General features: G+C 71.3%; 4 protein-coding genes. 1 reads left to right on the forward strand and 3 read right to left on the reverse strand.

The window, feature by feature from the left end; all coding sequences use genetic code 11:
- Positions 1-50 precede the first annotated feature (50 nt).
- The 3 genes from ACFWGJ_RS42750 to ACFWGJ_RS42760 all read right to left on the reverse strand — a co-directional run bounded on the left by ACFWGJ_RS42750 (position 51) and on the right by ACFWGJ_RS42760 (position 2072).
- Positions 51-587, reverse strand: coding sequence for a hypothetical protein (locus ACFWGJ_RS42750; RefSeq protein WP_387334365.1), 537 nt, complete (start codon positions 585-587; stop codon positions 51-53).
- A 201-nt stretch (positions 588-788) separates the two neighbouring features.
- Positions 789-1553: a hypothetical protein gene (locus ACFWGJ_RS42755; protein ID WP_387334366.1), complete on the reverse strand. Its 765-nt coding sequence runs from the start codon at positions 1551-1553 to the stop codon at positions 789-791.
- Between the two features lie 15 nt (positions 1554-1568).
- On the reverse strand, positions 1569-2072 hold the full coding sequence (locus tag ACFWGJ_RS42760; protein ID WP_387334367.1) for a hypothetical protein: 504 nt from the start codon (positions 2070-2072) through the stop codon (positions 1569-1571).
- Positions 2073-2563: 491 nt separating this feature from the next.
- On the opposite strand from ACFWGJ_RS42760, the gene ACFWGJ_RS42765 reads away from it, so the two are divergent.
- Positions 2564-3538, forward strand: coding sequence for an SCO0930 family lipoprotein (locus ACFWGJ_RS42765; protein ID WP_387334368.1), 975 nt, complete (start codon positions 2564-2566; stop codon positions 3536-3538).
- The last annotated feature ends 110 nt before the right edge of the window (positions 3539-3648 follow it).

Consider the following 3648-nt stretch of genomic DNA (forward strand, 5'->3'; position numbering starts at 1 on the left):
GACCCTCAAGGGTCCCGGGGCGAAGGGCCGTCCGGTGCGTCGGCGGCCCGTCAGCCGCCCTGTTCTCCGGTGCGCCTGCGCGACCAGTGGTACGCCGCGCCGACCGAGCCGGCGATGAGCGCCGCCCCGAGGCCGAGCTGACCGAGGTCGAAGCCGCCCGCGGTACCGCCGACCCCCGCCTTGACGCCGTGGTGGGTGGGGGGATGTGTTGGGTCGTCCGGACGGCCACCGGCGATGGTGAGGTCCGTGTGGCCGGATTCGTGCCCGCACTGGAACGTCACCTCGTACACCGCGCCCGGCCTGGCGTCCCAGTCGACGGTGGCCGAGGCGTTCGACTGGCCCTTGTGGATCGTCACCGTGTCGAAGACACCGGAACTGACCTTCGTCTCCTTCTTGCAGCCGTTGACCGACAGCGAGACGCGGCCTCCCGCGGCGATCGTCGTCGGCGAGACGTTGAAGCCGAACGAGGTGATGTCGCGGTCCGGCTCGTGGTCCCCGTCACCCTCGGCGACGGCGACGGGCATGGCGAGGGTCAGTGCGGTCATGCTGCCCAGCAGTGCGGCCGAGGCGACGCGTATCGCGCGCATGGTGAGTCCTCCGGGTCCCCGAGGAGCAGCCCGCGGACCGTTTCCGCTGCGCCGTACATGCACCTCGATGACCGAAACGCTAGGAAGGGCCGGCCGCGGGCGCGATCTCAGTCGCGCGAATGGGGCAATCGTGTGGGCCGAACCGGGTAACCCGTGCCCGCACCCGGGGGACGGCCACGGCGTGGCGCCCCCCGGGCAAGGTCATTTCCCGGCGTCCGGGAAGTGCGCCAGGAACGGGTCGGCGGTCGCCGTGATCCCGCGGCTGTAGGGCGCGTCGAAGTCCCAGATCAGGAAGAGCAGGAACGCGATCAGCGCGGCGAACAGCCCCGCCAGGATCACCTCGCGCGCGGTGCGGCGGATCTGCAGGGCGAAGATCAGCCCGACGGTCACCACGGCCCCGGTGATCAGACCGAACCACACGACGCCCGGCATGGTCGGCGCCGTCGAATCGGCGCGGGCGGTCCGCGCGGTGTCCGCCGCGGTCACCTGGTCCAGGAGCGGCTGGTAGGCCTGTGCCTCGAAGTCCGTCCGCGGCTCGTAGTCGGTGACGTCCTGGCGGACCCGGTTCAGCAGTTCCGTCCCCCGCCCGGTGACGTGGCCGTGGTCGGACATCGTCTTCCACTCGGTGGTGACGACGTGATCGACATAGGCGTCGACGTCCTTGCGGATGCGGTCGCGGACGTCCGGCGGATAGACGCGTACCCGCTCGTTGATCTCGTGCAGCGCCTGCGCCTCCGTCTGTACGTGGTCCTCGGCGACGCCCCGCGCCTCCCAGACGCCGGCGATGGCGAGGCCGAGCACGATCGCGTACACCACGCCGATCATCATCGTCATGTACTCGATGACGTCCGGGGTGTCGGACGGATCGTCGTCCTCGGAGACCGTGCGGTGCCGTACGAAGGTGACGACGAGGACGACGACGGCCGCGGCGGCCATCGCGAGGGCGAGAACAAGCCATTCCGACAAGGATTACTCCAGGGATCAGTGCGGGCGCCGGGTCAGCGCGGGCGCAGCGCGGCGGCGGCGAGCACGGCGGGCGCGGTGATGAGCAGGGTGAGCGACACGAGGGAGGGCCCACCGCGGGGCGGGGCCTTCTGCGCCCTGATGCGGTACGGCGGATAGCTCACCGGGGTCGGCGACGGACCGGGCCGCGCGCTCGGGGGCGGTGCCGGGCGTGGCGAGGGAGGCGTCGGGCGTGGCGTGGCGGGGGTCGGCCGTGGTGTCACGGGAGCGGGCGGTACGACGACCGGAGCCGGGGGCGCGGGTCGCGGCGGGGGCGTCGGCTTCGGCGGGGGTGTCGGGGTCGGGGCCGGCTTCGGCGGCGGTTTCGGTGGGGGAGGGGGCTTCGGCGGCGGGCTGGGCGGCGGGGTCGTCGGACACGGAGTCGTGGGCGGGGGCGGGGGCGGGGGTGGAGTCGGGGTCGGGCAGGTGCCCGCGACCGACACCGCCGAGACTCCGCCGGGGCCCGAGGAGGCGTACGCGCACGCGTCGGCGGTCGCGGGGGCCGGTGCGCCGCCCGCGATCCAGGTCAGGGTGAGCAGCGCCAGCAGCCGTATGCCGAGCGCGAGCCGGAGCGGCCGCTTGGTTCTTTTTGGTCCAGGCACGATCGCGATCATCGGTCCCCGTGCGCCCACATATGGGGGGACTGGCGGTGTAATTGCCTCGAAGGAGGGACAAGGGGGCCCCAGGCCGTTGCCGATCGGAGCCGCAAGCGTTCCGGGCGGGAACCGTGCCGGGCGCCGGGTTTCCCGGGCGACTCGTCCCCGGCTTCTCCCCGGCTTCTCCCCGGTCTCTCCGCGGCCCCTCTTCTGCCTCTCCCTGGTCCCTCTCCGACCCCTCCCTGAGCAGGCCTCCCGGGCGTTACCGGAAAGAAATGTGTGCTCACTTTGAACACTCACCGCACCCCCGCCCGTACCTAGGGCCATACGCGGTGCTGAGCAGTGCCGCAACACCTATGCAAACAGCGGGAGTTACCAATGAAGACCTCCTGGCGGAGCGCCTCACTCGTAGCGTCAGCTGCGGCAGTGCTGGTGCTGACGACGGCGTGCGGTCAGGAAAAGGCGGACGATTCGACCGGCAGCCAGAACGTGGGCGCGGCGCCCGCGGCGGGTGGCTACGGTTCGGCGGGGGCGGCGACCGAGACGGGCGCCGCCGCCGCGGACGGCCAGGGCGCGGTCGCCCAGAGCGCCGGTCAGCTTGCCGTTTCGGACACCGAGAAGCTCGGTGAGGTGGTCACGGACAGCGCGGGCATGACGCTGTACCGCTTCGACAAGGACACGGCGGAGCCGCCGAAGTCGACCTGTGACGGCGACTGCGCGACGGCCTGGCCCCCGGTCCCGTCCTCGGGTGCCGCGGCCCCGGTGGGTATCGACAAGTCTCTGCTGGGCGAGGTCACCCGTTCCGACGGTACGAAGCAGCTGACCATCGACGGCTGGCCGCAGTACCGGTTCGCGAAGGACACCAAGGCCGGTGACGTCAAGGGTCAGGGTGTGGGCGGCACTTGGTACGCCTCCGCCCCCACGGGCAAGAAGGCGTCCGCCGGCGGCGGGGGCGGCACGGCGGAAGCCGCCGACCTGCCCGGCCTGTCGACCCGTAACGACCCGGAGCTCGGCGAGGTCGTCATCGACAAGAACGGTATGACGGTCTACCGGTTCGAGAAGGACGTCCCGTGGCCGATGAAGTCGAACTGCATCGGCGCGTGCCTGGAGAAGTGGCCGGTCGTCGAGCCGGTGGACGCCGCCGACACCAAGGGCATCGACAACAAGAACGACGGCAAGCGCGGCTACGTCATCAACAACCGTCCGGACGGCCTCAAGCAGCAGAGCATCGACTGCTGGCCGCTCTACACCTTCGCGGGTGACAAGAAGCCCGGCGACACCAACGGGCAGGGCGTCGGCGGCACCTGGTACGCCATCTCCCCCGAGGGCAAGCCGCTCGGCAAGCCGAAGTAGCCGTACCGCGGGAATCGGCAACAGGAAACACGACAGCAGGAAACACGGCAGCAGGAATCGCAACAAGTGGGCACAATCGCCGTTTCGCTCCCTCCGCACCGCGCGGAGGG

It is taken from the genome of Streptomyces sp. NPDC060205, from assembly GCF_042728395.1.
Taxonomy (GTDB): domain Bacteria; phylum Actinomycetota; class Actinomycetes; order Streptomycetales; family Streptomycetaceae; genus Streptomyces.